Raw genomic sequence first — 23,398 nt, forward strand, 5'->3', positions numbered from 1 at the left:
AAGCTGTTGACTTAAAATGACGATGTGAGAAACATTATAAATGTGTTCTAACTTCAAACAACTCAGGAAAAAAGCTAACATCTAGTGCTTTCTTCAAAAAGCCTACCCCAGAAGAACCACCGGTTCCCGTCTTATACCCAATGATCCGTTGCACGGTATACATGTGTTTAAAGCGCCATTGTTGAAAAGAGTCTTCGATGTCGACAAGCTTTTCTGCTAGCTCATATAGTTCAAAAAATTTCTCGGGTTGCTGATAGACCATTAGCCATGCTTTTACCACACTCTGATTACTCTGATAAGCTTGGCTAACATCGCGATTAAGCACACAGTCATCAATGTTAAAACCTGCTTTTACTAATGCGGCAATCACTTCGTCGTATAAGCTGGGGCTATTGAGTAATAATGCTAACTCTTGATAGGCTTGATTATTACTTTTATGGACGTTAAGCATATCACTGTTTTTATTGCCTAAAAGAAATTCAAGTTTTCGATATCCGAGTGACTGAAACCCAGAGGATCGTCCTAAGTCATCACGAAACTTTAAGTAATCAACGGGGGTAAGCGTTGATAAAATATTCCATGACTGAGTCAACTGAATGAATATTTGTTTTACCCGCGCGATTACTTTAAAGGCGGGACCAAAATCATCTGCGCGTAAACACTCCATGGCTTTTGTTAATTCATGGCCAGCAAGTTTAAGCCAGAGTTCGCTGCTCTGATGAATAACAATAAACAACATCTCATCATGCTCTTTCGATAACGGTTGCTGAGCCGATAATACTTTATCAAGCTGCAAGTAATCACCATAGGACATATCATCGTTAAAGTCGGTATGAATATCTTCTTCTACTTCACGTTTGTTTGCATCACCATTAAAAGGACAGCCAGAATTAGACATCAAGATTATCCTTGTTTTTAGTGTTTTCTTGAACGAGTTGTAGCAGTTTTTCGTAAACAAAATCGTCTTGCCAACAGCTTTCTATATCAGGTATTTGCATTATTTTCGCCATAATTAATTTTTGCTGATCACCGATTGCTAATGCTTGCGAATAAGGCAAGTGTGGGCAAAAGGTCACCATAGAATAAAGTGGCACCCAAAGTTCAGGTTGAAGTTGATGAAATTTAGCTTCAATCTTCTTCTGCAAAAGAAAATTACTGTCACCAGATAGCTCACTCATTTCAACAAAATTACGCTGAGCTAATTCAGTAATAGCATCAGCATTTATTTTTCGCTGTTTTTGATAAGCAAGAAAAATATCGCACCATTGACCTTTATATTGATCAATAATTTCACCAAGCTCTCGGCAATCTTCAAAGCCACAGTTCATGCCTTGACCGTAATAAGGCACCATTGCATGAGCAGCATCACCAATTAATGCGACTTTGTTATTGATCACCCAAGGGTCCACTTTAACTAAAAAGAGTGGGCTAGCTTTCTTGGACATAAAGTCGTCGATGGGGTCTGCTAGTATGGGCATTGCATCGGCAAAATTTTCGTTGAAAAACTTAACTACTTGACTTCTTTCTGTTAAGTTGCAAAATGAATACGCTTCGTCATGTTTACTTTCATAATTCATAAACAATGTACAAGTGAACGAACCATCAGGGTTGGGCAGAGCGATCAGCATAAAATCTTTTCTTGGCCAAATATGCAGGGCTTCTTTTTCCATCTTAAAACGCGCATCGCCTGTTTCGTTTTCGTTTGCTGGGATCGTTAATTCGATATAAGACTGAGGCATGAAAGATTGGCTATAGCTAAAGCGTGGCGTTTCTTGGGCAAGACGGCGTACTTTTGAAAAAGCACCGTCGGCGCCAAAAATATAATCAGCGTCAATTTCAATATGACCTTTACTTTGTGCCACATCAAAGCTGAAAGATGAACAACCCGTAGTAAAGTCAACATGGGTAAGTCTTTTTTCAAAGTGCAACTCTACGTTTGCTTCTTTTTCTGCCAAATTAAGTAATTGTTCATTAATGCCCGCGCGCGATACCGACCAAATAGCTTGGTCGTCTTTTCCATAAGCTTGCTCTGTTATGGTTCCATCAACCCCATGCATGACACGTTTTTTCATAGGGAGCGCTTCTTTACGGACTTGTTCAGCAATACCAACCGCTTCAAGTGCTAACCAACCACGGTCTGAGAGGGCAATGTTAATCGATTTTCCTTGGTATATATCATGCTGGCGAGAATCTGGGCGAGATTCAAATAAATTAATATTATAGCCTTTTCGAGCGAGTATTATTGCTAGCAGTGCGCCAATAGGGCCAGCTCCAGCTACCGTGATGTTAGTTTCATTGGCAGGTTTAGATATAACATTTACGCTCATTGTAAACACTCCTTTAAAAGTCGGACAAAGTGATAAATATCTTGGAATTGATTGTAAAGAGGGACGGGAGCCACTCGAATAACATTGGGTTCACGCCAATCTGTGGTTACGCCATTTTCTTCTAACGCGTTAAACATAGCTTTGCCGTCAAGGCCTTTAACATTAATCATTAACGATAACTGACAACCGCGTTCAGCTTGATTACTGGGGGTGATAATACGAATTTTATCGCCGAGTTCACTGGCGATTAACTCGGTCATATATTGGGTAAGCTTGACTGATTTTTTACGAAGCTCACTGATCCCGCCTGCCATTTTTATGGTATCAAGTGATCCTCGAATAGCCGCTAATGATAATACGGGAGGGTTCGATAATTGCCAGCCTTCAGCTGTAGCAATAGGCTTAAAATTGTTTTCCATTTTAAATCGAGTTGACTTGTCGTGTCCCCACCAACCTGCAAAGCGGTTCACTTGCGTTTCACTGTTTGAATTAGTGCTATGGGTTTCATGAACAAAACAACCAGCAACAGAGCCTGCACCACTGTTTAAATATTTGTAACTGCACCAACATGCAAAGTCGACTTGCCAGTTATGCAGTTCCATTTCGATGTTGCCAACGGCGTGGGCTAAATCAAAACCCACCATGATACCTTTTGCGTGCGCTTTTTCGGTGATGGTTTTCATATCCAGCACTTGGCCAGTGTAGTACTGCACACCAGGCAATAATATCAGGGCTATTTCATCGCCTTGTTGTTCAATAATTTGATATAAATCATCAGTGTTTAATAATTCTTCGCCTGCTCTTGGCGTCCACAGCAGCATATTTTTATCAACATCTTGTTTGTGATGTTTTAGTTGAGATTCTACGGCGTAATGATCAGAAGGGAACGCATGATCTTCAATCAGTATTTTAGTACGTTTACCTTGGGGTTTATAAAAACTCACCATCATTAAATGTAAGTTTGTGGTTAATGAATTCATCATCACCACTTCTTCATTTTTACCCCCCACTAATAATGCTGATTGCTCGGTTAAAAGTTCGTGATAGGGCATCCAAGGGAAGTCACCTTCAAAATGACCTTTTACGCCTCGTTGTCCCCAAGAGTCAAGTAACTCAATAACATATTCTCGAGCAAGTTTGGGTTGTAAACCAAGGGAATTTCCTGTGAAGTAATATTCATCGTCACCATTTGCTTGTTTAGGAATGGCAAACTGGTCGCGTATTTTCGCTAACGGATCATTAAGATCTAGTGTTTGGGCGTATGCTAATGTCGTTTTATTATTTTTTATTGTTTTATTGGTAATAGGCATAAGTTATTTACTCATTTCTTTAGCATTAAATTCTTTTGTTGAAAATAGGACAGGGCGACTTGGTGCTGCATCATTATGAAAAGCAGGAGTTTGAATATTGATAAAATAAAAGTCATCAGGGATCTCATTATCAATAAACGCTATTTCGGTAATCGTCTTATTCACTAAGCTATTTTCGTTTACTTGCTGACTACCTTCATTAACTTGCCAAAATAAATGGTGACAAGTCATTAATCCCTCATCATGTAAGCGGTCAATTGATGGTAGATCTACTATTAGGTGTTCAACACCGCGTTCATTCAAATATAAAATGGCTTCACGGCTGAAAAAAGCAGGTTGATTCTCACTGTTATAAGCTTGATGTTTTTTGCTACTGTTATTTGGCAAACTTCGAATAACCAACGCTTGTAATTGCTCATTGTGATAATCAACAAGTGCTTTCTTAAGTGCAGATTTACTGATGATGACATCATGTATAGAAAAGTCAGGGCTGTAATTCTCCTTACTTTCTATAGCTAATTCAGGTGTTAATGATATTACAGCGCAGGGCATTAACGCGGGTAAGTTAAGTTCTGCTAATGTCTTTGCCTGCGTTTCATTATTGATACCATTATTGACAGCATGACTGTTCATTGAAAAATCACAAATATGTGCGATAGATTCTGTGTGAGTACCGTTACAATGCGGATTAATCGTCAATTCATTTACATTGCAACTGCCACCTTGTTTCGTATCACCAACAAAATCCCCCGCTTGCATTGGACTGGCTAGAGCCGCATTTGCAGAAAAGTGATTAGGCTGTTGCGTTGGTTGATTAAAGTTAACAGGAATAGCCAATGACCATGAGTTTGCTATATTGACTTGATAACTAGCATGATTAAGTTCTATGGTTATTTTTATCGTGCTATTTTTAACGTTAACTTTCGTGTTCGCGATACTCATAAAAATTGCTCTTTTGATAATCCTAACCATTTAAGCGCTGAACCATGCAGTAACTTTTCTTTAATATCATCAGAAAACTGACTATTCTCGATAAGCTTTCCAGGTTCTAATTCACCCAATGGAAATGGGTAATCAGTACCCAAGGCAATATTGTCTGGCCCCATCAAATCGACTAAATATTTCAGTGCTAATTCATCATGTACTAATGAATCCAAATAAATTTGAGGAAGAAAATCTCGTGGGTTAATAGGGCAGTCAACCGCACATAAATCAGGACGAACATTAAACCCGTGTTCAATACGACCAATAGTTGATGGAAATGAACCACCACCATGAGCAAAGGCTATTTTTAGTTTAGGTAAACGTTGTAGTACGCCGCCAAAGATCATCGAGCATATCGCTAAACTTGACTCTGCTGGCATACCAACGAGCCATGGTAGCCAATACTTAGGCATTTTTTCTTTCGCCATCATGTCCCATGGATGAACAAAAACAGCCGCGCCTAAATCTTGTGCGGCTTCAAAAATGGGGAATAACTCTTTTTGGTCTAAATTCCATTCATTAATATGAGAACCAATTTGAATGCCCGCTAAACCAATTTTCATGCAACGTTCCAGCTCTTTTATTGCAAGATCTGGCGATTGCATAGGTAAAGTACCTAACCCTACAAAACGCTTAGGGTGGTCGTTAACAATGCCGGCAATGTGATCATTCAAATACATCGATAAATCTAGCGTATCTTTAGGTTTTGCCCAGTAATTAAACATCACAGGAACCGTTGAAAGTACTTGTACGTCTACATGGTGCTTTTTACAGTCGTCAAGTCGAACTTTAGGGTCCCAACAATTATGGTCTATTTCACGAAAAAACTGTTCATCAACCATCATTCGGGCACAGCCACATTTATGATGATCTAAACTGACAAACCCCCCGTAACCGTATTTTTCACGTAAATTAGGCCAGGTCTTTGGTAATATATGCGTGTGAATATCTATCTTTAACATAACTTATCCCTTCGTCACTGTTGTGCCACATTGCTGACAAGTGCAATTGTCAGGTGTGTCATAAAAACGGGTGAATACTTTAGGTAAGTCTGTTTCTATATTGTCGAGATAAAAAGCTTCTGTGTAGAGTTGTTTTTTGCAGTCAGGACAAAACCAATAAAGTGCATCTTTTTGATTATTTGCTCGCTTTTGTTCAACCACTAAACCTACGCTATTTTCAAAGCGCTGTGGGGAATGCAACATTTTTGGTGGAAGTAAGAATATCTCGCCAGCTTTAATTTTTATATCCTGAAAATTTTTGGGATCATGATGATCATTCTTTTCAACCGAACCATCAATCACTGAAAGCACCATTTCGCCTTCAATTTGATAAAATAATTCAGGTGTTGCGTTATAGTGATAATCTTTACGATTATTTGGGCCGCCGACAATCATTACAATAAAATTGTCTTGTTCAAAAATTTGCTTATTACAAACGGGAGGTTTAAGTAAATGGCGATGTTCATCAATCCAAGCATGTAAATTAAAAGGCATAGCGATGCTGTTTTTTAACGTTGACATGACTATTCCCCCATCGTTTTAGTATGAGGCTTTTTATGTTGATTCAACGCAGCGATACATTTAAGTTCAATGGCAATGGGCGTTGGTAATTTGTTAATTTCAACCGTGGTTCGACAAGGTTGGTTATCGGCAAAGTATTCTGCGTAAATACGATTGTAGGTGGTGAAGTCGTCATCCATATTGGTTAAAAATACGGTGACATCAACCAAGTCCATCCAGTTTGCATTTGACGCTTCAAGAATTAAGCGAATATTGGTGAATACACTATGACATTGCGCTTCAATATCGTAACTTTTAATTTTACCTTGCTCGTCAAGTACAACCCCAGGGATATCTTTGCAACCCGCTTTTCTTGGGCCAACACCAGAAAGAAATAATAAGTCGCCTACTTGTCGGGCGTGAGGGTATAAACCTACCGGTTTTGGTGCTTGTTCCGCGTTAATTATTTTCGGGTTCAAAGACGTTTTAATTTTAACATCGCTCATAAGGGATCCTGATGTAATTAATATATTTTTATGGTTATAAGTGTAGACAAAAATCAATCAAAGACCTTTGTTCTTTATTTATTTCAATTGTGTTTAGACTTGAGTACGACTAAATAGGGGATTTCGAAATCACCGAAAAACACCCTAAGGAACTCCAGAGGAAAATAGGTTAAATGAGCGTCCATTTGCAGCCTAATACGCTGGCAAATATTGCTCCTGAAGATTTAAATTTATGACAAATTTGATTCATTGTTTAATTTGAGCCTATGAGTATTTTATGCATACATTTTTGGGTTCAGTAAAAAATCGCATGGCTTCTAAACCACCTTCTCGACCAACACCTGAATGATTCATACCACCAAAAGGCGTTCGTAAATCACGCAGTAACCAACAATTGATCCACACAATTCCGGTATTTATTTGTTCAGCGAGTTGATGCGCTCTATTAATATTTTGCGTCCAAATAGTCGCCGCTAAGCCATATTGACTTTCGTTGGCAAGTGCCAGTGCTTGTTCGTCAGTATCAAACAGTTGTAAGGTAATAACAGGGCCAAAGATCTCTTGCTGGTTGCAACTTGCATCATTACTTAAGCCTTCAATGATAGTTGGTTGTAAAAAATAACCTTGTTTACAGCGACCAGGTAATAGCACTTGTTCACCGCCCGCTAAAATAGTACCCCCTTCTTTTTTAGCTAAATCAATATAGCCAAGTACCTTTTCTAAATGAGCTTTGGAGACAATCGCGCCCATTTTTGTTTCATTAAGTAAAGGGTCTTGTGGCACAAGCGCTTGTGCTTTTGCAACTAATGCGTTTTTGAATTTTTCATATATGCCCCGTTGAATATATAAACGTGAAGCACATAAGCAAATTTGACCTTGATTCGCAAAGCTGGCGCGAAAGACTTCTTCAACAGTACTTTCAAAATGACAGTCATCAAAAATTAATGCTGGGTTTTTCCCACCTAATTCTAATGATAGTTTTTTAAATTTTGGTGCAAGCTGAGTTGCTATTGCTGCACCCGTTGCTGAGCCACCAGTGAATGAGATCGCTTTAATTTTAGGGTGGTTACATATTGCAGCGCCAACGCTTGCACCTGTTCCGTGTAATATATTTAAAACACCTTTAGGCAAACCGACTTTCAGACAAATAGCGCCGAGCATTGCCGCCGTTTTTGGGGTTATTTCAGAGGGTTTAGCAATCACGCAATTACCTGCAGCGAGTGCTGGTGCTATTTTCCAAGTAAATAAATACAGCGGTAAATTCCAAGGGGAAATACAGCCGACAATACCAACAGGTTGGCGCAAGGTGTAATTGATTGCCGCATGAGCAATCGCATGAGATTCACTAGCGAATTGCGAACAGGCATGAGCAAAGAATTTAAAGTTACTTGCCGCACGTGGAATATCTACCATTCTCGCTAAAGAAACCGGTTTACCATTGTCTGTGGCTTCGGCAAGTGCTAAGGATTCAAGTTGGTTTTCAATTTCTTGTGCTATGGCAATTAAATAGTCGGCACGTTGTTCTAAAGCTAAGGCCTGCCATGCGGGCAGGGCAAGCTCTGCTGCTGCAACAGCTTGTTCAACATCAGCGATATCACTATTGGGTATTTGGCCATAAACTAGCCCTGTAGCCGGCTCAATATTATCTAAATAATTATTATTGACGGGCGCTTGATATTGGCCATCAATAAAGTTTTCAATAATATTATTTTCATTGAGCATTACTATTCCTCTAGCTATTGTTTATTAAAGTAAACCTTATAAGCACGAGGTTCTGCCACCATCGACGGGTAAATTAATACCTGTGATATAGCCAGCAGCAGGCGATGCTAAAAAAGCGGCCGCAGCTGCAAATTCTTCGGGTTTAGCAAAACGGCGCATAGGAATAATTGCTTTTTCGTTAAGCGTAGCCTGTTCAATTGAAATGTTTTGTTTTTTGGCTTTCCCTGAAATAATAGCATCCAAACGAGCGGTTGCAGTAGCCCCGGGTAAGACATTATTGACAGTAATACCAAATTCACCCAATTCATTTGCTAAGGTTTTCGCCCAGCTCGCCACCGCACCACGTATGGTATTAGAAACACCTAGGCCATTGAGCGGCTGCTTAACAGACGTAGAAATAACATTGATAATACGGCCATATTGCTTTTCTTTCATACCAGGGATAAGCGCTTGAACCAAGTGATGGTTGGACACTAAGTGTAAATTGAAGGCGTTGATAAATTCATCGGTACCAGCCTCATTGGCCGGTCCAGGTGCGGGTCCTCCGGTATTATTGATTAAAATATCATAACCACCCGATGCGTTAATATGCGCATTGATCACGGTTTTTACTTGTTCTGTATTCGAAAAGTCAGCGATTAATACTTGGTGCTTTTGACCTTGAGATTTATCAAGCTCAGCTTTGACTAATTCAAGGGCTGATTGATTACGTGAGAATAGTGTGACGTTAGCGCCTAATTGAGCAAGCTCAATCGCACAGGCTTTACCGATCCCTTGACTTGAACCACAGACCAATGCGCTTTTACCTTGAAGATTTATATCCATGAATACTCTTTATTATTGTATTTTTTCAAAACGGCGTTAAGTTAACTTCGTTGAAAATTTGAGTTAACCAATTTCTATCACATTAAATAATTTAATGTCAGCAAAAGCGTGAAGTTTTATTTATTTACTTTGTAAACTTTTATAGCCGTATTCTCTGTAATTGCTCATCAATAGACTGAGTGTTATTTCACTTTGACATTTGTTAGATTAAGCTGATAATGGTGTTTTATCGCTAATCAATAGCTGCAATGACCATAAATAATCTACTAAAAGGTGCCTATATTTCAGGGCAGGGAACACCGGTTGTACTTCTTCATAGTTCGCTAAGTTCGGCCAGACAATGGCAACCCTTAGTCAAACTGCTTGAACCTCACTACTTAGTCATCAATATTGATTTGCTCAGTTATGGGAATGCAGAAAAAGTCGCTGATGAGTTAAATTTTAATTTTGATGTTGAAATTAACCGTATTAAAAAAATTATTACTCATGTTGCTCAACATCAGTCTTTTCACTTGGTTGGGCATTCTTGTGGCGGTGCGATTGCCTTAAAGCTAGCCATAGAGAATCCAGAAAAAATATTAAGTCTTTCTTTATATGAGCCGGTTGCGTTTCATTTACTTGAACAAAGTAGTGATGCTCGAATGTTAGCGGATAACTTTGCTAATAAAGTTAATATCGATGATAGGTATCAGGCGGCAGAGATATTCACTGATTTTTGGAACAAAACAGGTTTTTTCAAAGCATTACCACAAAAAGTTCAGGATATAATGGCAAGAGATATGCCTAAGGTGAGTTTAGACTTTAAAGGTTTAATATCAGAGAAATATACTTTAACCGATCTAAGTGGTCTTACTTGTAAAGTGTTAATGATGACAGGGGAACACAGCCCTGAACTGAGCCAATCATTAGCCAATCAAATTAAAGCCAATTTACCCAATGTTGAACATCAACGTTTTCCAACCGGACATATGGGGCCGGTAAGCCATAGTGGCTTAATTCATCCGGCGATTGCTCGCTTTATTGCTGATTGATAAAACAAAAAAAAGACGCCTTAGCGTCTTTTTTATTTTGATGATGTCAATACTATTGTACAAGCTCTTTATCAGTGAACTCATCACTAAATAATGGACTTGATAAGTAACGTTCAGCGGAACTTGCTAAAATAACAACGATATTTTTATCTTTGTTTTCAGGTTTCTCAGCTAAACGTTTAGCGGCAACAACCGCGGCACCTGAAGAAATACCCGCAAGAATACCTTCTTCTTTCATTAGGCGGTGACACATTGCCATGGCTTCATCGTTGGTCACTTTTTCAACAGCATCGATCATGCTTAAGTCTAAGTTGCCAGGAATAAAACCAGCACCAATACCTTGAATTTTATGTGGGCCAGGTGTTAATGCTTCACCCGCCATTTTTTGGCTAATAACCGGTGAGTCAGTAGGCTCAACAGCTACAGACATAATGTTTTTGCCGGCAATATTTTTGATATAACGACTAACACCGGTAATGGTACCGCCTGTTCCAACACCGGCAACAAAAATATCAATCTTACCATCGGTATCTGCCCAGATCTCTGGACCAGTAGTTTTTTCATGGATCTCAGGGTTGGCAGGGTTGTCGAATTGCCCCAATAAAACATACTTGTCTGGATCTGAATTTTTAATTTCTTGCGCTTTAGCTATAGCACCGTTCATACCTTTGGCGCCATCGGTCAATTCAAGTTTAGCCCCTAAAGCCGCTAATAACTTTCTGCGTTCTAAACTCATGGTATGTGGCATAGTTAACGTAATACCATAACCTCGAGCTGCAGCAACAAAGGCAAGGGCTATGCCGGTATTACCACTTGTTGGCTCAACGATTACTTTACCAGGTGTTAATAAGCCTTTCTTCTCTGCATCCCAGATCATGTTTGCACCAATACGACACTTAATACTCGCACTTGGATTTCTTGATTCTATTTTTGCAAAAACATTACCGGTAGTTACACGGTTAAGTTTTACTAAAGGCGTTTTACCTATAGTGGTTGAGTTATCTTCAAATATTGTCGTCATGGTAGCTCCTTAATAAAGCTTTATTTACTTTAATAGCACAAGGTTAGCGCTTTATAGAAATAAAAGAAGTGATATTTTGTTAACTTATATACAAAAAAAGAATATAGAAATGCTTTTTTAGTTAAGTTAGTGTGTTATTAGCCTGTAATTATCGTTCTTTTTGATAATAACCTATTTTATTCTTTAATTATAATTGCTGTTAAACCCCAATGATAGCTTGGCGAATAACAAACAAGCTTTTTAAAAGTGGTTTTAATATTATGGTGGCGCTTCTTTATGCTAATAAGTAAAAAGTGTTCAGCGCTTGAATTAATTTACCTCTTTTTTTAATGGTATTATTTTAAAATTTGTTGATTTCTTCTGAAAGTGTCCTTGCTTTTACTATCAATAAACTATCAATAAATTGTCAATAAACTATCAAAATTATAAATAATTAGCCATTGACTAATAAATGGTCATTGGACTATTATCAATTTTAACTGGTCGAACGTCCGATGAGTTGTAGTACCAATAAAAATAAGACGTAAAAATATAATTATAAAATAAAATTTAAAATAATTTGGGGAAATAATGAATATAATCAAACGTATAACGGTTGTAGCAGGGATCTGCCTGACATTCTGCTCAGCAGCTTCTTACAGTAAAGAATATAAAATAGTACTTATCCATGGCTTTCAGCCACAACAACTTATTGTTGATGGTGACGTTACGGCGAGTGGTCAAAATTACTGGCAAGGCTATTGGAATAACCTCAGTGATGCCCGTATTGACTGGCCCTCATATGAACGAATAGAAGGTAAAATAGCCACAGACTATGTTTGGCCAAAGTTGAAATCATTTTCTGAAAGTAACTTTTGTACACCGGGTTGCATCTTTGTAACACATTCAACCGGTGATTTAGTGGCACGGTATATTATAGATAACCAAGAAACTTGGTTGGAAAATGCTGGATTAGCACCACTGAATATTGTTGCAACTTTTGACATTGCTGGCGCAGGTGGTGGTAGTGAACTTGCTGATGTGGCGGTAAGTGTTGCTGAGGGTACAGAAACGTGGTCTTTTGTCATTGAGGCAGCATTAGAGGCTTGGTTAGGCGGCGATCTTGGCGATGAAATGGGCGTACTTAATGATTTAAAAGTCAATAACGCTAGACAACTTGCACCATTACCAGATGCGAGGATCCCTCGTCTACGCTTTGTCGGTGATGCAAGTGAATATTTAGGGGGTACTAGCCCATTTATTCAAGGTAATGACGACGGTGTTGTTGGTACGCACTCCTCTTGCGGAGCTAATCGCCAAGCAAGATACGGTAGCTGCAGTACCGGTATCGCGTTAAATGGTAAAATAGAACAGCAAGGTAATGCCGTTAATGGTTTTATGCCATACCATTATCCAATGCTTATGGGTAAAGCTTATAGTCATGGTTCGTTACTTGAGCCACAACAGCAAGGTAAAGTGACGGCAGCAAGTAATCAGAAAAACCTACTGTCAGGAGAAAGTATTTACTTTGACACTTATACTAAAACGACTGGCTGGTGGCTTTGGAAAAGTAATTATCTCTATGTTGAAAATTCGAATGATGACAGTATGTCAACGCTCATTTATGACGCGATTCCGAATTAAATAATATAGTTAAGGCTGTTGATTTTCTAGGTTAATCAAGGAAAATCAACAGTGTCTTGGCAAAAGAGTAAAGCCGTTATGAAAAAAAAATCATTGTTAAAACAATTCAGTGTTATATCTTCTATCGCCGTTGTTGTTTGGCTCTTTTGGCCATCAATACCGCAAAAACTAACGATTGTTAATGAACCCTTGAAAAAAACAATTCCAATTAAGACAACTAGCTTGCCAGAACAGCCGCCAAGTAATAATAGTTCGCTCGAGGCTACAGTTAATAAAATCACTTCAAACGATTCAGCAGTACTTGTTGCACAAGCGTATGCGGCAGAGTTAACTTTTCCACCCTATTCACAACCTTTAACGGATAAAGATTTTGACCGCTTAACCCCTAATTTTTTTAATCCACAATCTATGTTAGTCGACGACAATGGCACTCAAGTAAGTGCCACATTATCAAAATATCGTTATACCTATCCCGAAGTCGTTTTTGCGACACTAACCGGTGAAAATATTACCAGCGCAGAGCTGCAACTTGTCGATATCATTACAGGTAAAGTATTATTGACCAGTCAATTTGAACAGGGTGAAGAAAACTGGCATTCACACTTTACCGGTAAAAGAGATTTGCCACGAGAATTGCAAGCATCGATTAAGGCGAAAATTAACGGTAAGAATATTAATATTACCCTAGCACTTAAATATGTTGATTCAGTTGCTACCCTAGAAAGTTTTGAACCGGCCTACAATGAAGATGCTGATATGGTATTAAAAGCTAATTTAACCACTAGAGAGCAAGGCCTATATAGAATGCGGGCAAATTTATTTGATGCCAATTACCAACCCATCGCCCACTTAGTTAGCAAAGCAAAACTCAATAAGGGCAATAGTCATCTTTATTTAAAAGCTCACCGGTCAGTATTACAAGGCAGGCAAGCGCCATTTTACTTATCAACTTTTTCAATTGAATTAATGTCACCTGCTCCCGGTGAACCGACCAAGTACGGTGATAGTTCAATTGATGAACATGCAATAAAAGATTTTGCAGTCAACAGTTTAAGCGATTTGCCCTATCAAGCTTCTTCGCAGGAACAACAACGCTTACTACTGTTGCAGAACATGGCAGAAGGCAGGTAGAAGGTTTGATTAATAGTTGATAATTGATAAAACGATGTGTTAATCAATCGTCTAAATAGCGCTGATTTTCGGTAGACAAACAACGACCAGAGCTTTTATTAAAGTCGCAGTGTAAAATAAAGTTTAGTTTGATAACCGCTATCAAACTAAACTTATTTATCGATTAATAAGGTGCTAAGGCATCCAAGCGTAACTAACTTTAGTAAACAAAGTACGTTCGCCACGCCTTAACGTAGTTAAGTCGTCATCTTGATAGCTAGTGTCTGAATACCCTAAGAAAAATACTGTCTGTGGATTAAGCTTATAGCTATAAATTAATTGTGTTGATAAATCACTATTGGTGTTCGAATAAGCTGAAATATTATTATCTGGATTTTTATCTACATCGTAGTAAACAACATTTAATTTAAGATAACTGTTCACATCAAATTGGTAAGAAACTCTTAATTCCACTATGTTCGCATCGTATACATTACCTTGACTCGTATCGAGAGTTTCATAAGTATAAGAAAAATCAATCTCTAAATGACTGGTTGGGTTAAGGCGAGTGTTCGCATAAATTTCTTGATAATCAGCGAGGCGATTATTTTGGTAATCTATTTTTTTACCAAAAGAAAAATAAACTTCACCATAAAGGTATCTTGTTGGTTTTATATACGCAAACATAGTCAAAAGCTTTTCAGTAAACCGGTCGGTATTACCGTCAATAGAGTCATCAAACTCAATTGCTGCGAGGCCGCCATTTAATTGATTTAACTCACTTTTACGTAACCCTATTTTATCTGCATAGGTAAACATAATATCAAATTGTGAAAGTTTAGGGCCATCAATCGTAAAACTCGAAGCCAAACTTTTTTCGAGCAATTCACCATTTTCATTGTGTTTAATTTGCCACTGACCTGACAATTTTGCTTCTTGCCAAAAGCTGTCGCCTTCACTGTAAAAGAAACGGTCAACTAATAGTCTCTCATCTTGATAATCAGCTTGGGGCATAAAACCTAAATCAGCGCGGAAATCTTTACCTATTTTTTGATGTTCAGCACTTACCGACCAATACTCCGAGTTATGCTCATAACTAAGTTTGACCGCTTGGTCGGCAAAATCAGTCGACTCCTCTATTGAATTGTCACTGTTTGAATGAACAACTTGTGCAAGAATAGCATTCGAGTCATCCATTTTATATTTGGTATTGATACCGGCAACGGTATTTTGATAACTATCAGACTTTCTTAAGGTGCTAATTGCACCTAATGAAAAGTCTTCAGAAAAGTCGTAGCGATATTTAAATGCGCCAGAGTGGCTTTCTTCATCTAACGATTTTAAACGTGATCCGGTATTTCCTGGCACAATAAAATTAGTTTCTGTGTCATGACTAATAAAAGCACCATAGGTATGGTTGTCATTAGTACCGGTTAATTTTGCACCATAATCAGGGTCGGCAATGTTTCTGGTATAAACTAAATTAAAATTTGAAGAGAAATAATCTGAGTTTTCTACAAAGAAAGGGCGAGCCTCACGATAAAACAAGGAATAGGTTTTATTAACGCTAAGTTGTCCCGCATCAGACTCTACTGTCGAAAAATCTGGGTTTACCGTAACGTTTAATAGCGTGTTGGCATTAATACCCCAGCGTAAGTCAACGCCCGCTTCGGTGTCGTTATCGCTTTGCCATTCATCTTGTGGGTCGTAAATGTCACGAGTATCATTTTTACTTGCCACTATTGCTGGCGTGATTGTTAAATTGTTACCGGTTTTTGCATCTTTAAAACCTTTTGCTTCAGGTATTTGACATAACCAACAATCATTGTCTCGGTCGAGCGGTATATGAGATATACGCAGGCGAGAGTCGCGCGGGTAGAGACGAATAAACTCAATTGCCCAGGTTTTTTCTTCATCTGTGTCAGCAAAGTTCAATGCATGGTAGGGCACAGCCATTTCAACTTGATAGCCACTCGCTGTTCTTTTGCCAAACGATTGCCACATACCATCCCAAGCTGAATTGACATCACCGGTGAGTTCGTTTTTTATCCTATCGATTTGCGATCCGTAAGGATTAACAAAGAGTTCATAACTTAATCGTCGATTGTTGTAAGTGTCGAGTTTTATACCCACCACATCGTCTTCGAGTCGTGTATCTCGGTCACCTAAGTAGGCAATTATTTCTTCTGGGTTGGGATCTTGGGCAATAAAAGAGATATAAATGGTCTCGCCATTTTCAAATATTTTTGCGGTGGTTTTAACCGGGCTAGGCTTATTATTCCAAGGGGAATTAACAATGTTGAGCTCTATGGATAATGCCTGAGACCATTCCTCTTCGTTGATGTTGCCGTCTATGGTGACTTTTGTTTTAGCATAAGGTATCGATAAATGATCGATTTTATTAATTGTTTGTTCTTGGGCATTTTGTTCAGCAAAACTATTCTGTGAAAATAGTAAGAATATACTAGCTACTAAGGCTTTGTAGCTACTTCTTAACAACAACATTTTCTCTCCAGGGTTACATTTTATTATTTTTATATTGTGACTCTGGATAAATTGTGTCAAAAAAATGCAGTTAAAACAATCATTAATTATTCTAGCTCTATTATTAGCAGGCAATAAAAAAGTCGCCAAATGGCGACTTTACTTAAAAGCTGATGAGATTTTTATTTATTTTTACTTCATCCAAGCATAGCTAAACTTCATAAAGAGATTACGTTTATTTTGATTTAAGTCGCTAAAATCTTCTTCGGTGTAGTGTCTATCAGAATAGCCTAGATAGAAAACTGTTTGCGAATTCAACTTGTAGGCGTACAACAATTCAGTTGAGACGTTCTTCCTGCTTTGGGTAATATCTTCGGGATCTGTGTAAATATAATTGTTAATATTTCTGTTGGTATTATTATAAATAAAACTAAAACGTAAAAAACTTAACACATTAAATTGGTACGTTGCTCTAAAATCGGTCAATCTTGCAGTAAAGACGTTGTTACTGGTCGCATCGACATTATGATTAGTGGCATCTAATTGATTAAAGGTATGTTTGATATTTAATTCTAAATGCTTATCAACATTTAAGGTTACCTTTGAACTCCACTGTTTAGTACGGCCAAGACGGTTGTTTCTATAATCAATGGCATCGCCGTATTTAAAGTTACTGTTAAAGTATAGACCTAGCATTGGATTAACTTCACCAAAGAGTGAAAATTGATTTTCGGTAAATAAGGTGGTGTTACCGTCAATGGCTAAAATACTTTTATCTTTTCTTAAACCGACTAAATCACGGTTTGAATAAGAAAAGCGGAAGTATGAATTCATACTTGAATTTAGTTGAGCGTTGATATCAAATTCTTTTTCAATCAATTCATTATTGTCGTTATGGGTGATATCCCAATCAGAATATATTTTAAATTTCGTCCACCATTCGCCTGGTTTCGCATACCACTTTCTATCACCACCAACAGAAAAACGCTTGTAGTCAACATTAGGAATAAAGCCTAAATCACCACGAAAGCCAGAATTTTGCTGATCGTATGTTACGCGGTAATACCAGTCTCGGTCATTGTGAGAATAGCTGGTTTTAAAGGCACTACCACTAAACTTATCATCTTTTAAGGTCCGTAAAACCTGCTCATTGTAATCACATTGACTATAGCCACAGTCAATGTTTTCTGGTGGCGCATGGCAATTGTCTGACTCACTTGAATCGTCGCTATCATCGGCATTACAAAATTGCTCAAATAAGTTGTCAGGATATTCTGTAGTTGAATAAAGCGCTTGAAACTTAAAGACATCAGCCGTTGAAAGTCTAATTTGACTGCCGACACTGTGTACTATATTTTGATAATCTTCGGCGGTACGTATGGTACTTACGGTCCCCATAGTGATGTTTTCGTTAAAATTGTAACGATAGCGAAAAGCGCTTGCTTTTGATTCGCCTTCGATGCTCGCTATGGAAGAGCCTCTATTACCGGGGATTAAAATATTGGTACTGTCGTCATCGGTGACAAATAAACCAAAGGAGTGATCATTTTCTCGACCAGTTAATTTAGCACCGTAGTTTGGCGCGTTAATATTTCGGGTATAAATCAGGTTATAATTTGAATCAAAGTAATCAGCATTATCTAGAAAAAACGGTCTTTTTTCTTGGGTGAAAAGTGCAAAGTTATTATTGATATTTAACTGAGCATTATCTGTTTCAACCGTTGAAAAGTCTGGATTAATTGTGGCATTCAACACCCAGTCAGGTGTTATTCCCCAACGAACATCTAAGCTAGCTTCTGTGTTGGTTTCACTCTGCCAATCCTCATTATTTTCTCTTTGTTCATTAACGCCGGTAACAAGTGAAGGCGTAACTGTTAAGTTATCGCCTTGTTTTGCCCCCGTAAAGCCTTCAATCGTGTGAAGTTGGCATAACTCACAGTCGTTATCTCGTTCAAGGCGGACGTTTGAGAAACGAAAAAATTCGTTTCTCGGATAAAAACGCATTAATTCAATGCCCCAATCTTGTAATGACGATTTTTCAGTAAAGTTAAGCATACGAAGGGGTAAAGCCATTTCTACTATATAGCCTTTATCGTTAATTATTCCTGCACTGTCCCAGATGCCATCCCAAGAATCACTTTCACTTTTCGTTATTTCATTTTCGACACCGTCGATTTGAGAGCCTAAAGGGTTGACTAAAAATCGATAAGCCGAACGTTGGTCGTTATAAGTGTCAATTTTTATGCCAACGACATCGTCACCCCATGATTGATCTCTATCGCGGTAAAACGCTCGAATTTGGCTTGGGTTTGGATCTTCAGCAATGAAAGCAATATAGAAAGTACCGCCATCTTCCATTAATAACGCTTCGGTATGAACTTGGCTAGGTATATTGTCGTATGGACGAGTAACGTTATTGATTAATATTTTTTTTGCATGGCGCCATTGTTTTTCATCTAATTTAGCATCTATGGTTATTTTACCTGAAATCCTTGGGATTTGGGTTGACTGTTGCGCGTTAGCTTTACAATGAAAAGAAAATAATAAAGTGGAAATAGTCAAAATATGGCTGAATTTGACAGTGAACATTGATGCTCCAAAGGAAAGTGTTTGCACAAAGTTTATCTGCAATACTGACGGTAAACTTAAGTAATAGATTTACCGGCGATGGTGAAGAAAGTTAGACTTTCTGTCAAAGGAATTACGATAACTGGTATAAGGAATACGATTAATGGTTTTTTCTAACATTTTTTGCATGCTTAATCGTAGAAAATTTAGCTCGAATCTATAAATATTCTCCTGCATAATGGAATGCCTGTTATCTAATTCTTCATTATTATGCCACTTACTTTACTCGATATTCTTGCCTTTATATGCTTTGTAACTTGTTGGATTGGTTACACTTGGTTTGCTCGTGTCAAAGCAAAAAACACTAATTGTATCGCCAGATGTCTTCATCAACATAGAATTCATTGGATGAATGAGCTAATGACGCGAGATATTCGTGTTGGTGAAGCTGCGTTGTTAGCAAATTTGGAGCGAAATATTGCTTTTTTTGCTTCAACAACTTTACTGGTTTTAGCCGGTGTATTGACTCTATTCGCTCAAGTCGAACGTTTAGAAGCGGTAATAGGTTCAATTCCCTATGCTGATTTTCCAAATCATGCGGCGATACAATTAAAATTAGGTGTCTTAGCTTTTATTTTCATTATGTCCTTTTTTCAATTTACTTGGTCTATGCGACAGTATGGCTTTTTAAATGTCATGATTGGTGCTGCGCCTTATGATGAGTTAGGCGAAGATGAAAACTTGCGTGCCTATGCAAAACAAATGGCAATAGTACAAGACCAAGCCGCACATTCTTATAATTATGGATTACGTTCTTATTATTTTTCTATTGCGGCAATGTGTTGGTTTTTTCATCCTGCGTTATTTATTTTTGCCAGTTTACTGGTTGTTTATACTTTATTTTATCGTGAATTTAGATCCCGAGCAGTAAAAGCTATTACCGCCGCACAAGAGCACTTAAGAATAGAGCATACAAAAAAGCGCGGTCATGATATTGATGAGTAAACATAATTACTCTGCTTATTCGGTGCAAGATTTTGACAATTTTGATTGTTTGAAAATATCAAAATGGGTCTACGTAGCCTTGATTTTTATTTTACGGGGTTATGTTGTTTGGCTAATGTCGGTAACCAATATGAAAGACCGTGTTGGTATTATTCAATGGATATACCCTGAAACATCATTGTTTTATTTAAGCTTAGGCTCTGGGGCGTTAGGTGTTTTTATTGTCCTTGTCTTAAGTTTACGCCGGCCAAATGCGAAAGGTTGGGTTAAAAAATCATGGCGCCATGGTAAAGGTATTCTCACTTTCGCCTTACTTTTTGATTTGATTATTTGCTTAGTTGGCTTTTTTTATTGGCATTTACTGTCATTAACATGGTTAATTACCCAAGCTATTATTGTTGGAGCGCTTATAATCATGTTAAATCTCAGTAAAAAATTTACAATAAATATTACTGAGTTTCCAGAGCCACTTCCTGACCCAAAAAAAAGGTGATGAAATCACAATGAATAACGAACAAGCTGTACAGCAAGATGAACGATTAATTATATTAGATACAGAAACAACGGGTATTAATCCTAGGGAAGGGCACCGAATTGTTGAAGTAGGCTGTGTTGAAATGATCAACCGACAGTTAACCGGTCGTAGTTTTCACGTTTATATCAATCCATTATTTGAAATGGATCAGGAAGTTATCAATATTCACGGATTAACCAATGAGTTCCTTCGTGATAAACCTTTATTTAGTCAAGTCGCCGATGACTTTATCGAATTTATTAAAGGTGCACGCCTTGTTATTCATAACGCTAAATTTGATATCGGCTTTATGGACAATGAATTTGCTTTATTAAAGCGAAATATTCCCAACACTCGTGATATGTGTACTGTTATAGATACGTTGCATGTTTCAAAAGATGAATTTGGTTCACCAAAGACTCTAGATTATTTAGCCCGTTACTATCGTGTCGATAAATTAGTCGACCGCACTTATCATGGTGCATTAATCGATGCTCAACTTTTAGCGTTTGTTTATGTAGAGATGACGCGTAAGCAGTCCGTGTTAAATCTATCAGCAGGCAGCGAATCAGGTGACAGTAATGCTATTCGTCGTTTACCCGCACAACGAACAAAATTAAAGGTTATCCAAGCTTCTGCCGATGAACTTATTAAGCATAGTGAAAGATTAGCGATTGTTGCTGAAAAAGGGAGCGAACCAATATGGCCCAAATAGGTCAGTCAAAACTTTTTATTATCATAGTAGTAGCCTTTCTATTGATATCTATACCAAGTTATGGACAACAAACCAAAATTGATTATTACCAATCAGATAATGTTACCAATGCTATTCCTTATTTTGAAAATCGGTTTAAAATAGATGCCTTGCTTGAAGAAATAACTCTGTTATTTTATCGAAGAAGTGGCACGCCACCCATCATACTTGTGCGCCCTGATGGCACCAAAATTAAAATTAATAATTTACCTAAAGATAAAATCACTTGGTTTGATGATCGTACTTTTGATTTAATCACCATTAAAAATCCAATGCCCGGCCCTTGGCAGGCTATTGGTGATATTTTACCGCAAAGCCACATTATGGTTGTCACTGATGTCACTATTAAAGTTGACCCCTTACCTGAGGTTATCCTCTCGGGAGAAACCTTAAAAATTGAAGGGCACCTTTATAATGGAGAACAAGCTATTGACGATCCACTCTTTCGTGACGTTATTAACCTCAATGTAGATTTTTTTAGTACCAATAATTCTGCGTATGATAATTTTGGTGCTGAACCCATTAAAATAGCGCAGTTTCGTGATGATGGCCGTGACTTAGATGAGTATGCCAAGGATGGTGTCTTTACCGGCGAATTTGAACTTGCTTTTGCTCCGGGTGAATGGCTACCTATTTACTCTGTTATTATGCCGATGGCTACTCGAGAGTTACGACAAAAACCCATTATTTTGCAAAAGACACCAATTACCATTTCTGTTGAACCCGTAATGGAAGTCGGGAAGTCTCACAAGGTCATCTTTACTATCGACCCCACTTATGTAGATGTGGATAGTGTTTTGTTTCAAGGGAAAGTTATTTTTCCAGACCGTCAAGAAGTACCATTTTCTATTATGGAAGGAAAAGGAAATTTACGTACTTACGAACTTGCTTACACCGAGTCAGGTGTTCATCGTATACAAGTGAGTGTTTTTGGCAAAACAATTAACGGCCGCGAATTCCGTTTAGTGTTAGAACAATTTACCTTTAATGCAGAAAGTAAAACGGGCTTAGTGATGCCGACCCTAAATGCTAATGGTGAAATGACATCACTCCCTGTAGACAAAGCGGATGTTGTTATTACCGATAAAATTATACTAGCAGAGGAAAAAGCTAAACAATTAGCCATGGAGTTGCAAGAAGCTAAAGTCGAACAAGAAAGCGCAAAAAGTGAAAAAGATCTACAAACTTATATTATTATTGCTGTTGCAAACGTCGGAATCGTCCTTATTGCGTTAGTCTTTTACTTTATATCTCGCCGAAAAAAGAACAAAAAATGATGAATAGCCAATTAAATAAAGCCATTTTTGAATGTAATTCCTCCGTATTGTACATCAAACGTGCATACAGTTAATTATATTAAAAAAGTGGTTGACTGCTCTGCGTCTTAACCGTATTATCTCCGCCGCATTCAACGACTTGTTGACGAATGTGTTGATTATACAGCGGAGTGGTAGTTCAGTTGGTTAGAATACCGGCCTGTCACGCCGGGGGTCGCGGGTTCGAGTCCCGTCCACTCCGCCAATTAATCAAAGGTTAAGCACCTAGTTTTACTAAACGTTTAAAACAATACAGCGGAGTGGTAGTTCAGTTGGTTAGAATACCGGCCTGTCACGCCGGGGGTCGCGGGTTCGAGTCCCGTCCACTCCGCCAACATTGTTTAAGTAAAGAATAAGGTTTGAATGACCTAACTATAAAAGGCGTGACATCTTTTATTACAACATTCAAAAGCAATACAGCGGAGTGGTAGTTCAGTTGGTTAGAATACCGGCCTGTCACGCCGGGGGTCGCGGGTTCGAGTCCCGTCCACTCCGCCAACATTGTTTAAATTAAGAATAAGGTTTGAATGACCTAACTATAAAAGGCGTGACATCTTTTATAATAACATTCAAAAGTAAAATCACGGGTTTAAGTACCGTCTACTTAGGTAGTAAAACTTGAAGAAAGCAATACAGCGGAGTGGTAGTTCAGTTGGTTAGAATACCGGCCTGTCACGCCGGGGGTCGCGGGTTCGAGTCCCGTCCACTCCGCCAACATTGTTTTTACTGTTTTTTATAGTCATATAAAAAATTAAAATAGTTTAAGACCTCAAGACCTCAAGACCTCAAGACCTCA

General features: G+C 38.1%; 19 protein-coding genes and 4 tRNA genes. 11 read left to right on the forward strand and 12 right to left on the reverse strand.

What is annotated here, in order from left to right; all coding sequences use genetic code 11:
• Window positions 1–34: 34 nt before the first annotated feature.
• The 9 genes from kynA to H4J70_RS19345 all read right to left on the reverse strand — a co-directional run bounded on the left by kynA (window position 35) and on the right by H4J70_RS19345 (window position 9,176).
• Window positions 35–898 (reverse strand): tryptophan 2,3-dioxygenase, encoded by an 864-nt coding sequence (kynA, locus tag H4J70_RS19305; protein ID WP_182251724.1) that lies wholly within the window; start codon window positions 896–898, stop codon window positions 35–37.
• The gene (locus H4J70_RS19310; protein WP_182251725.1) at window positions 891–2,327 is read right to left on the reverse strand and encodes an NAD(P)/FAD-dependent oxidoreductase; all 1,437 of its coding nucleotides are present in this window, start codon (window positions 2,325–2,327) and stop codon (window positions 891–893) included. The genes kynA and H4J70_RS19310 overlap by 8 nt, the downstream gene beginning before the upstream one ends.
• Window positions 2,324–3,637: a kynureninase gene (gene kynU / locus H4J70_RS19315; protein WP_182251726.1), complete on the reverse strand. Its 1,314-nt coding sequence runs from the start codon at window positions 3,635–3,637 to the stop codon at window positions 2,324–2,326. The genes H4J70_RS19310 and kynU overlap by 4 nt, the downstream gene beginning before the upstream one ends.
• A gap of 3 nt (window positions 3,638–3,640) precedes the next feature.
• On the reverse strand, window positions 3,641–4,579 hold the full coding sequence (locus H4J70_RS19320) for a cyclase family protein (RefSeq protein WP_182251727.1): 939 nt from the start codon (window positions 4,577–4,579) through the stop codon (window positions 3,641–3,643).
• Window positions 4,576–5,583: an amidohydrolase family protein gene (locus tag H4J70_RS19325; protein ID WP_182251728.1), complete on the reverse strand. Its 1,008-nt coding sequence runs from the start codon at window positions 5,581–5,583 to the stop codon at window positions 4,576–4,578. Before H4J70_RS19325 ends, H4J70_RS19320 begins: the two co-directional genes overlap by 4 nt.
• A gap of 3 nt (window positions 5,584–5,586) precedes the next feature.
• Window positions 5,587–6,144, reverse strand: a complete 558-nt coding sequence (locus tag H4J70_RS19330) for a 3-hydroxyanthranilate 3,4-dioxygenase (protein ID WP_220470406.1) — start codon at window positions 6,142–6,144, stop codon at window positions 5,587–5,589.
• A 2-nt stretch (window positions 6,145–6,146) separates the two neighbouring features.
• Window positions 6,147–6,629, reverse strand: coding sequence for a RidA family protein (locus tag H4J70_RS19335; protein ID WP_182251729.1), 483 nt, complete (start codon window positions 6,627–6,629; stop codon window positions 6,147–6,149).
• Window positions 6,630–6,893: 264 nt separating this feature from the next.
• Window positions 6,894–8,351, reverse strand: a complete 1,458-nt coding sequence (locus H4J70_RS19340) for an aldehyde dehydrogenase (RefSeq protein ID WP_182251730.1) — start codon at window positions 8,349–8,351, stop codon at window positions 6,894–6,896.
• A gap of 36 nt (window positions 8,352–8,387) precedes the next feature.
• A complete protein-coding gene (locus tag H4J70_RS19345) occupies window positions 8,388–9,176 on the reverse strand; it encodes an SDR family oxidoreductase (RefSeq protein ID WP_182251731.1) in 789 nt (262 codons plus the stop codon).
• 248 nt (window positions 9,177–9,424) lie between these two features.
• On the opposite strand from H4J70_RS19345, the gene H4J70_RS19350 reads away from it, so the two are divergent.
• Entirely contained in the window at window positions 9,425–10,207 is a 783-nt protein-coding gene (locus H4J70_RS19350) for an alpha/beta fold hydrolase (protein WP_182216164.1), read from the forward strand.
• Between the two features lie 52 nt (window positions 10,208–10,259).
• Here the strand turns inward: H4J70_RS19350 and cysK are convergent, their stop codons facing one another.
• A complete protein-coding gene (gene cysK, locus H4J70_RS19355) occupies window positions 10,260–11,228 on the reverse strand; it encodes a cysteine synthase A (RefSeq protein WP_182172979.1) in 969 nt (322 codons plus the stop codon).
• A 570-nt stretch (window positions 11,229–11,798) separates the two neighbouring features.
• Here cysK and H4J70_RS19360 point away from each other — a divergent pair.
• Window positions 11,799–12,851, forward strand: coding sequence for a hypothetical protein (locus H4J70_RS19360; RefSeq protein ID WP_182251732.1), 1,053 nt, complete (start codon window positions 11,799–11,801; stop codon window positions 12,849–12,851).
• A 78-nt stretch (window positions 12,852–12,929) separates the two neighbouring features.
• The gene (locus H4J70_RS19365) at window positions 12,930–13,982 is read left to right on the forward strand and encodes a hypothetical protein (RefSeq protein ID WP_182251733.1); all 1,053 of its coding nucleotides are present in this window, start codon (window positions 12,930–12,932) and stop codon (window positions 13,980–13,982) included.
• A gap of 174 nt (window positions 13,983–14,156) precedes the next feature.
• Here H4J70_RS19365 and H4J70_RS19370 read toward each other — a convergent pair whose 3' ends face one another.
• Window positions 14,157–16,466 carry a carbohydrate binding family 9 domain-containing protein gene (locus H4J70_RS19370; protein ID WP_182216159.1) on the reverse strand — a complete coding sequence of 770 codons (2,310 nt, stop codon included), beginning with the start codon at window positions 16,464–16,466 and terminating at the stop codon, window positions 14,157–14,159.
• Between the two features lie 171 nt (window positions 16,467–16,637).
• Window positions 16,638–19,034, reverse strand: coding sequence for a carbohydrate binding family 9 domain-containing protein (locus H4J70_RS19375; RefSeq protein ID WP_182231108.1), 2,397 nt, complete (start codon window positions 19,032–19,034; stop codon window positions 16,638–16,640).
• A gap of 249 nt (window positions 19,035–19,283) precedes the next feature.
• Between H4J70_RS19375 and H4J70_RS19380 the strand changes: the two genes are divergently transcribed.
• From H4J70_RS19380 to H4J70_RS19415, 8 genes are all read left to right on the forward strand, one after another.
• Window positions 19,284–20,018, forward strand: a complete 735-nt coding sequence (locus H4J70_RS19380) for a DUF599 domain-containing protein (protein ID WP_182216155.1) — start codon at window positions 19,284–19,286, stop codon at window positions 20,016–20,018.
• Window positions 20,011–20,511 carry a DUF2919 family protein gene (locus H4J70_RS19385; protein WP_182216154.1) on the forward strand — a complete coding sequence of 167 codons (501 nt, stop codon included), beginning with the start codon at window positions 20,011–20,013 and terminating at the stop codon, window positions 20,509–20,511. The genes H4J70_RS19380 and H4J70_RS19385 overlap by 8 nt, the downstream gene beginning before the upstream one ends.
• 10 nt (window positions 20,512–20,521) lie before the next feature.
• On the forward strand, window positions 20,522–21,247 hold the full coding sequence (gene dnaQ / locus H4J70_RS19390; protein ID WP_070376981.1) for a DNA polymerase III subunit epsilon: 726 nt from the start codon (window positions 20,522–20,524) through the stop codon (window positions 21,245–21,247).
• Window positions 21,235–22,563, forward strand: coding sequence for a TIGR03503 family protein (locus H4J70_RS19395; RefSeq protein WP_182251734.1), 1,329 nt, complete (start codon window positions 21,235–21,237; stop codon window positions 22,561–22,563). The genes dnaQ and H4J70_RS19395 overlap by 13 nt, the downstream gene beginning before the upstream one ends.
• 167 nt (window positions 22,564–22,730) lie before the next feature.
• Window positions 22,731–22,807: transfer RNA gene (locus tag H4J70_RS19400), tRNA-Asp, on the forward strand.
• Window positions 22,808–22,859: 52 nt separating this feature from the next.
• Window positions 22,860–22,936, forward strand: a tRNA-Asp gene (locus H4J70_RS19405).
• Window positions 22,937–23,023: 87 nt separating this feature from the next.
• Window positions 23,024–23,100: transfer RNA gene (locus tag H4J70_RS19410), tRNA-Asp, on the forward strand.
• A gap of 139 nt (window positions 23,101–23,239) precedes the next feature.
• Window positions 23,240–23,316, forward strand: a tRNA-Asp gene (locus tag H4J70_RS19415).
• Window positions 23,317–23,398 lie beyond the last annotated feature (82 nt).

The sequence above is a fragment of the Colwellia sp. BRX8-9 genome (assembly GCF_014077245.1).
In the GTDB taxonomy this organism is placed as follows: domain Bacteria; phylum Pseudomonadota; class Gammaproteobacteria; order Enterobacterales; family Alteromonadaceae; genus Colwellia_A.

Bases quoted from the DNA above. Each gene is read 5' to 3' on its own strand.
- kynA (WP_182251724.1), bottom strand. From the start codon at position 898: ATGTCTAATTCTGGCTGTCCTTTTAATGGTGATGCAAACAAACGTGAA.
- H4J70_RS19325 (WP_182251728.1), bottom strand. From the start codon at position 5,583: ATGTTAAAGATAGATATTCACACGCATATATTACCAAAGACCTGGCCT.
- H4J70_RS19340 (WP_182251730.1), bottom strand. From the start codon at position 8,351: ATGCTCAATGAAAATAATATTATTGAAAACTTTATTGATGGCCAATAT.
- kynU (WP_182251726.1), bottom strand. From the start codon at position 3,637: ATGCCTATTACCAATAAAACAATAAAAAATAATAAAACGACATTAGCA.
- H4J70_RS19365 (WP_182251733.1), top strand. From the start codon at position 12,930: ATGAAAAAAAAATCATTGTTAAAACAATTCAGTGTTATATCTTCTATC.
- H4J70_RS19330 (WP_220470406.1), bottom strand. From the start codon at position 6,144: ATGTCAACGTTAAAAAACAGCATCGCTATGCCTTTTAATTTACATGCT.
- cysK (WP_182172979.1), bottom strand. From the start codon at position 11,228: ATGACGACAATATTTGAAGATAACTCAACCACTATAGGTAAAACGCCT.
- H4J70_RS19375 (WP_182231108.1), bottom strand. From the start codon at position 19,034: ATGTTCACTGTCAAATTCAGCCATATTTTGACTATTTCCACTTTATTA.
- H4J70_RS19335 (WP_182251729.1), bottom strand. From the start codon at position 6,629: ATGAGCGATGTTAAAATTAAAACGTCTTTGAACCCGAAAATAATTAAC.
- dnaQ (WP_070376981.1), top strand. From the start codon at position 20,522: ATGAATAACGAACAAGCTGTACAGCAAGATGAACGATTAATTATATTA.
- H4J70_RS19345 (WP_182251731.1), bottom strand. From the start codon at position 9,176: ATGGATATAAATCTTCAAGGTAAAAGCGCATTGGTCTGTGGTTCAAGT.
- H4J70_RS19395 (WP_182251734.1), top strand. From the start codon at position 21,235: ATGGCCCAAATAGGTCAGTCAAAACTTTTTATTATCATAGTAGTAGCC.
- H4J70_RS19370 (WP_182216159.1), bottom strand. From the start codon at position 16,466: ATGTTGTTGTTAAGAAGTAGCTACAAAGCCTTAGTAGCTAGTATATTC.
- H4J70_RS19310 (WP_182251725.1), bottom strand. From the start codon at position 2,327: ATGAGCGTAAATGTTATATCTAAACCTGCCAATGAAACTAACATCACG.
- H4J70_RS19385 (WP_182216154.1), top strand. From the start codon at position 20,011: ATGAGTAAACATAATTACTCTGCTTATTCGGTGCAAGATTTTGACAAT.
- H4J70_RS19350 (WP_182216164.1), top strand. From the start codon at position 9,425: ATGACCATAAATAATCTACTAAAAGGTGCCTATATTTCAGGGCAGGGA.
- H4J70_RS19380 (WP_182216155.1), top strand. From the start codon at position 19,284: ATGCCACTTACTTTACTCGATATTCTTGCCTTTATATGCTTTGTAACT.
- H4J70_RS19360 (WP_182251732.1), top strand. From the start codon at position 11,799: ATGAATATAATCAAACGTATAACGGTTGTAGCAGGGATCTGCCTGACA.
- H4J70_RS19320 (WP_182251727.1), bottom strand. From the start codon at position 4,579: ATGAGTATCGCGAACACGAAAGTTAACGTTAAAAATAGCACGATAAAA.